5 protein-coding genes are annotated in these 6125 nt (G+C 66.8%); 3 read left to right on the forward strand and 2 right to left on the reverse strand.

Going from position 1 to position 6125, the window contains the following annotated elements; all coding sequences use genetic code 11:
* Position 1 precedes the first annotated feature (1 nt).
* Positions 2-1417, forward strand: coding sequence for a DUF7159 family protein (locus BLV31_RS06975; RefSeq protein WP_033096243.1), 1416 nt, complete (start codon positions 2-4; stop codon positions 1415-1417).
* A 9-nt stretch (positions 1418-1426) separates the two neighbouring features.
* Here the strand turns inward: BLV31_RS06975 and BLV31_RS06980 are convergent, their stop codons facing one another.
* Together BLV31_RS06980 and BLV31_RS06985 are read right to left on the reverse strand one after the other, a co-directional pair.
* Positions 1427-2710 carry a YibE/F family protein gene (locus BLV31_RS06980; protein WP_064060361.1) on the reverse strand — a complete coding sequence of 428 codons (1284 nt, stop codon included), beginning with the start codon at positions 2708-2710 and terminating at the stop codon, positions 1427-1429.
* A 328-nt stretch (positions 2711-3038) separates the two neighbouring features.
* The gene (locus tag BLV31_RS06985) at positions 3039-4295 is read right to left on the reverse strand and encodes a pyridoxal phosphate-dependent aminotransferase (protein WP_006553045.1); all 1257 of its coding nucleotides are present in this window, start codon (positions 4293-4295) and stop codon (positions 3039-3041) included.
* A 166-nt stretch (positions 4296-4461) separates the two neighbouring features.
* On the opposite strand from BLV31_RS06985, the gene BLV31_RS06990 reads away from it, so the two are divergent.
* Together BLV31_RS06990 and BLV31_RS06995 are read left to right on the forward strand one after the other, a co-directional pair.
* Positions 4462-4665, forward strand: coding sequence for a cold-shock protein (locus BLV31_RS06990; RefSeq protein WP_006553044.1), 204 nt, complete (start codon positions 4462-4464; stop codon positions 4663-4665).
* A 213-nt stretch (positions 4666-4878) separates the two neighbouring features.
* Positions 4879-6051, forward strand: a complete 1173-nt coding sequence (locus BLV31_RS06995) for an alkane 1-monooxygenase (RefSeq protein ID WP_039585610.1) — start codon at positions 4879-4881, stop codon at positions 6049-6051.
* Positions 6052-6125 lie beyond the last annotated feature (74 nt).

Below are 6125 nucleotides of genomic sequence, written 5' to 3' on the forward strand. Positions count from 1 at the left end.
GATGAGTTCTATTCTCGGTGTGACCGTGGGGGAGAGCGCCGTTCGGGTGGTGCGGCCGGTGGATCGAACGACCCCGACGGCGGGGTTCCAGTTCCAGGTGGTCGAAACCGGTAAGGACGATCCGGCGCGGCTGGCGGCAGGCACCCTCGGGGTGCTCTTCCAGACCGGTGTGGCGGGCGATCCGATCGAGCGGGTGGGACTGGTCTATCGCGACCAGGCCCAGGGCGAGCGCCTGCGCGCGGCAATGGCCGTCGAGCACATCGACCGTTACCTGCTCGTCTCCGAACCCGAAGCCGCCGTCACCTATCTGCAGGCCACCGGCGAGCTCGGCAGCAACACCGCCGTCTTCTACGACCTCGGCGACGCCGGGCTCACCGTCACCGTCGTCGACCTCGTCTCCCGCGAGGTGCTCGCCGAACGCACCGACAGCATCGGCGGCCGCGTCTTCGACAACGTGATCCGCGACCACCAGCTCGACACCAACGGTGTGTGGCGCCCCGACGACCCCGCCACCGACGACGAATTGTCGGCCCAGTGCCGCGAGGCCAAGGAGAAGCTCTCGCAGAGCGAGACCGTGGCCGTACCGGGCGCGGCAGGGGTCGTGCTCATGTCGCGCGAGACCTTCGATCCGCTCATCGCGCAGTGCGTCGAGTCGTCGGCGCAATTCGTGCACCAGGTGATCTCCCGTGCCGGTCGCAACCCCGAGGCCGTGGTCCTGCTCGGCGGCGGCGCGCACATCCCGCTCGTGCAGGAGGTGCTGCGCTCCTGGCTCGGCCTGCCCCTGGTGGTGCCGCACGAGCCCGAACTCGTCCTCGCCAAGGGCGGGGCCCTGGCCGCCGCGCAACCGGCCACCTCGCAACCGGTGAGCACCCTCACGCGCATCGTGCCGGGTCAGCCCCCGTCGACGAGCGCCGACACCGAGCAGATCCCGGTCGTCGCCGCCGCGGCCGCTGCGCCCACGGCTGCCGCCACCGGTGCGGAGTCCGCCGACGCGAAGAAGCCATGGTGGTCGTCGCTGGCCGGTCGCGGTCCGTCGGTCAGCGGCAGGCAGATCTCCGGCGCCGGGATCGCGGGCACGGCTCTCGCGGTCGTCGCGGTCATCGGCGTGGCGCTGAGCACCGGCTTCACGAGTTCGTCGACCGACGAGACGAGCCCCACCCAGTCGTACATCCCGACGACCACCAACGCGCCGCGGCAGAACCCCGCGCCGGCGGTAGCGCCCACGCAGGTCACCACGACCACCACGGTCGAGCAGGAGCCGGCTCCGACCACCCATTCACCGCGCCCGGTTCCGCCGGCCCCCGAACCTCCGCCCGCTCCGGCTCCGACCATCCCGGGGCTGGGAGTGCCGGTCCCGACGCTGCCGCCGCTGCCGACGATCGAGCTGCCGCCGCTGCCGCAGATCCGGCTTCCCTGAGTCACCCGCTCACGCGCGTCGCGCGTGCCGGCCGCCCGTCTGCTGTCCGGGGGCGTCGGTACGCGCGAGCACGGCGGCGATCGCCGTGGTGAGCGGCACCGACAACGTGAGCGCGATGCCGCCGACGCATGCGCGGACCAGCTCGATCGCCACGGCGTCGCTCGTGATCACATCGGTGATCGACCGCCCGGCCACCGAGAACAGCAGCAGGAGAGGCAGCGCGCCGCCCGCGTAGGCGAGGACGAGCGTGTAGACGGTGCTGGCGATGTGGTCGCGGCCCACGCGCATCGCCGCCGAGAAGATCTCACGACGCGACGACTCGGGATCGAGCCCGGCGAGTTCGAAGGCCGACGACGCCTGCGTGATGGTGACGTCGTTGAGCACACCGAGCGAGCCGATGATGAATCCCGCCAGCAGTAGGCCCGAGATCGACACGTGCCCGATGTACAACTGCACGTCGGTGTTCTGTTCCTCCGACAGACCGGTCAGATGTGTCATGCGGATCGCGACGTAGGACAGCAGGGCCGCGACGACCATCGAGGCGAGCGTGCCGAGCAGCGCCGAACTGGTCCTCAGATTCACACCGTGCGCCAGGTACAGCACCGCGTAGAGGATCAGTGCACCGCCGACCAGTGCGACCGGCACGGCGGGTTTGCCGTCCAGGAGCGCCGGGAGCATGAACACCACCAGCACACCGAACGCGACCACCAGGCCGATCAGGGCCCGCAGACCGCGCCAGCGGGCGATGGCGACCACTACGACAGCGAACGCTGCGACCACCAGGGCGAGCGGGAAGCCGCGGGCGTAGTCGTAGAAGGAGTACTGGGTGGCGCCCGCCGGATCGGTCTGGCGGACGAGACGGATCTCGTCGCCGGCCTGTAGATCGGGCTGACCCGGGCCGGGAATCACCTCGAGGAGCGTCCGGGCACCGTCGTCGGGACCGGATTCGATGGCGACGATGCTGCGTTCGCAGTCGAAGGCGTTGCTCGAGGGAGGGGACGGCTCACCGGTGAAGACGCGCCCGAAGGACGCGCTGCCGCACGGGCCGGTGTTCTGCTCGACGACCGTTCCGGCCTCGGTGACGACCGCGCCGCCGCTACTCGTCTGAAAGGGAGCGGGGATGTCCACGGCACGGCTGCTCGGCCATAACAGGGCGGTGCCGAAGAGCACCAGGAGACCGATCGCAGCCAGCAGGCCGACCACGATCTTCGCGGCGATGGGTCCGAGTGGGATGGGACTTTCGTCCTGCCCGTGGCCGTGTCCGTGGCCGAAATGGCCGTGTCCGTGATTCACCCGGACAGGCTAGCCAAGAGGCGAGATGGTTGGGGCTGGTGGTGGCGGGGAGCAGGGGGGGTGTCCCCGCCACCGTCACCTGATCTCGCACAGGGGGGATGGCGATCGATCAGGGAGCCCGGCACAGTGCGTAGTGCTTAGTGCCATAAGACAAATTACTGGTTCCGACCCCGGATTGGGGAGGGGTTGGCATGTGTCGATGGTCACGAAGCCGACAAACTGTCCGTTCGGGTAGGTCGACCGTGCCTCTAAACAGGGACTTTGGTCCCGAAAGGCACAACATAACTGTTCGGCAACGATTGCCAGCCCGGGGTCGGAAGCCCTGTTCCTACTGTTTGTAGGAGGACAGGAAGTTACCGATCCGCTCGATCGCCACCGCCAGGTCGCGTGCCCACGGCAGCGTGACGATGCGCAGATGGTCGTGGTTCGGCCAGTTGAAGCCCGTGCCCTGCGTGACGAGGATGCGCTCCTGCAGCAGCAGATCCTGCACGAGCTTCTCGTCGTCGTGGATGTCGTAGACCTCCGGATCCAGACGCGGGAAGGCGTAGAGCGCACCGCGCGGCTTCACGCAACTCACGCCCGGGATGGCGTTGAGGCGCTCCCACGCGACGTCGCGCTGCTCGAGCAGGCGCCCACCGGGCCGTACCAGGTCCTCGATGCTCTGATAGCCGCCGAGCGCCACCTGGATGGCGTGCTGGGCCGGCACATTGGGGCACAAGCGGGTCGAGGCGAGCAGGTCGACGCCCTCGAGGAAGCCCTCTGCGTGATCCTTCGGGCCGGTGATGACCATCCAGCCCGACCGGTAGCCGGCGACCCGGTACGCCTTCGACAGGCCGTTGTAGGTCAGGCAGAGCAGGTCGGGGGCCAGCGACGCGAGGGAGACGTGCTTCGAATCGTCGTACAGGATCTTGTCGTAGATCTCGTCGGCGAGCAGCAGCAACTGGTGCTTGCGGGCGAGGCGCACGATCCCCTCGAGCACCTCGTGCGAGTACACGGCGCCCGTCGGGTTGTTCGGGTTGATCACCACGATCGCCTTGGTGCGGTCGGTGATCCGGGACTCGATGTCGTCGAGATCCGGGTTCCAGTCGTTGGTCTCGTCGCACAGATAGTGCACGGGGGTGCCACCGGCGAGCGAGGTCATCGCCGTCCACAACGGATAGTCGGGTGCCGGGATGAGCACCTCGTCGCCGTCGTCGAGCAGGGCCTGCATGGTGATGGTGATGAGCTCGGAGACTCCGTTGCCCAGGTAGACATCGTTGATGTCGAACTTCGGGAAGCGCGGCACGAGCTCGTAGCGCGTGACGATCGCGCGACGGGCGGAGGCGATGCCCTTGGACTCCGAGTAGCCCTGCGCGTGGGGCAGCGCCGCGATCATGTCCTGCACGATCGTGTCGGGCGCCTCGAACCCGAACGGTGCGGGGTTGCCGATGTTGAGCTTGAGGATGCGATGCCCCTCGGCCTCGAGCCGCGCGGCGTGGGCGTGCACCGGCCCGCGGATCTCGTAGAGCACGTTCTGGAGCTTCGACGACTGCTCGAGCCGACGGCTGATGTGATGGTGAAGTTGGCCTTGCTCCTCGATAGTCACGGCTTACATCGTGCCACCGTGCCGCAACAGGATTTCATCCGCGTTTTGCCGGTTGCGGTAACGAGTTGGGAAACAAGGCGCGACGAATGTCCGGATCAATGCGATGATCGAGGTCCATCTAGGCCTCACGTCGGGGTGACGTGGGGGAATGCAAGGAGCAAGTGGTATGGCGCAGGGCACTGTCAAGTGGTTCAACGCGGAAAAGGGCTTCGGCTTCATCGAGCAGGATGGTGGGGGAGCAGACGTTTTCGTCCATTACTCCGAGATCCAGGGTTCGGGCTTCAAGACCCTGGACGAGGGGGCACGAGTCGAGTTCGAGATCGGCCAGGGGCAGAAAGGCCCGCAGGCTCAGGGTGTGCGCGCCATCTAGGTCGCACTCTTTCGAGAATTCCGCGTTCGACGGCGTCGCACTTCCGGTGCGGCGCCGTCGTCGTGTGCTCTCCATCACAGTCGGGAGGCGTAGGCCTACCCGTCGGTAAGTACTGCTTGTAAGGTATATCCGGTTCGTGGGGTAACAGTTTGTTTTCTCCGGTGCGGGGGGATTCGTACCGGACGGTTTTTCCTTCCTGGGGGATTGGTGTTTGTGGATTCGGCTACTCCTCGCAGTGCGACACACGATCGATGGACCGACCCCAAGAAACGCCTCTGGCTGTACGGACTCGTCGTCCCCCTGAGCCCCTTCATCGCCTACTTCCTCGTCGAATACCTCCACCTCGGCGTCTTCTGGGCCACCGGTGCACTGGTCATCGCCGTCGTCTGCCCGTTGGTCGACGCGTTCGCGAGGCTGGACACGAGCAATCCGCCCGAGAGCGTGATGCGGACGCTCGAGAACGACCGGTACTACCGCTACTGCACCTATCTCTATCTCCCACTGCAATACGCGGGCCTGACATTCGGGTGCTGGATGTGGGTGTCGCAGCCCATGGGCGGCGCCGAACGATTCGCGATGGCCGCCACACTCGGCATCGTCGGCGGTGTCGGCATCAACGCGGCGCACGAACTCGGACACAAGCGCACCACCATCGAGCGGCGCCTCGCGAAGATCGCGCTCGCCCAGTCGTTCTACGGCCACTTCTACGTCGAACACAATCGGGGGCACCACGCCCGTGTGGCGACCCCGGAGGACCCGGCCACCGCCCGCATGGGAGAGAGCTACTGGCGCTTCCTGCCCCGTTCGGTGTTCGGCAGCCTCCGTTCCGCGATCCGTTACGAGAAGGGCCGGCTCGAACGTCGCGGCACGTCGTTCTGGAATCTGCGGCACAACGACATCCTCAACGCATGGGCGCTGAGCGTCGTCCTCTACGCGGTGCTCATCGCCGTGTTCGGCTGGTCGATCGCCCCGTGGCTCGTCGTCCAGGCCGTCATGGCGATCATGTTCCTCGAAGGCGCCAACTATCTCGAGCACTACGGGCTGCTGCGCGAGAAGCGACCGGACGGCAGTTACGAACGCGTGCAGCCCCAGCACAGCTGGAACAGCAACCACGTGTGCTCCAACCTGTTCCTCTACAACCTGCAACGGCACAGCGACCATCACGCCAATCCGCTGCGCCGCTACCAGACCCTGCGGTCGATGCCGCAGGCGCCGCAGCTACCCGCCGGTTACGCGGTATTGATCATCCTGGCCCTCTTTCCGCCGCTGTGGCGACGGGTGATGGACCCGCGACTGCTCGAGCACTACAGTCACGATTTCTCGCGAATCAATATTGAGCCTGAGAAACGAAATGCGATTCAGGCACGATACGGTGGTCGCAGTTAGGCGCCATGTCGGGGAGACCGCGCCGTTTCTATGATGCGCACACCCGTGCGGATCATGCGCGCCCGGGGAGATAA

It is taken from the genome of Rhodococcus pyridinivorans, from assembly GCF_900105195.1.
GTDB classification, from domain to species: Bacteria; Actinomycetota; Actinomycetes; order Mycobacteriales; family Mycobacteriaceae; genus Rhodococcus; species Rhodococcus pyridinivorans.